At 51.5% G+C, this 270-nt stretch carries 1 rRNA gene; it reads right to left on the bottom strand.

Going from position 1 to position 270, the window contains the following annotated elements:
- A 23S ribosomal RNA gene (locus AB2U10_RS19310) occupies window positions 1–269 on the bottom strand; the annotation flags it as partial.
- Window position 270 lies beyond the last annotated feature (1 nt).

Genomic DNA, 270 nt, shown 5'->3' with positions numbered 1-270 from the left:
AACCCCGGGTATGCCGTAACATATCCGGTTTGGGCTTCTCCGCGTTCGCTCGCCACTACTTGCGGAATCACTTTTGTTTTCTCCTCCTATGGGTAATTAGATGTTTCAGTTCCCCACGTTCGCTTCTCATGACCTTTGTCATGGATTTTCTGGCTTCACCAGAAAGGGTTGCCCCATTCGGAAATCCGCGGATCAATAGATGTGTGCTCTTCCCCGCAGCTTATCGCAGCTTATCACGTCCTTCTTCGCCTCTGAGACCCTAGGCATCCC

The sequence above is a fragment of the Leadbetterella sp. DM7 genome, assembly GCF_040829825.2.
In the GTDB taxonomy this organism is placed as follows: Bacteria; Bacteroidota; Bacteroidia; order Cytophagales; family Spirosomataceae; genus Leadbetterella.
Note: the sequence above shows the minus strand (reverse complement) of the source record. Positions and strands in the feature narration are given on the sequence as shown.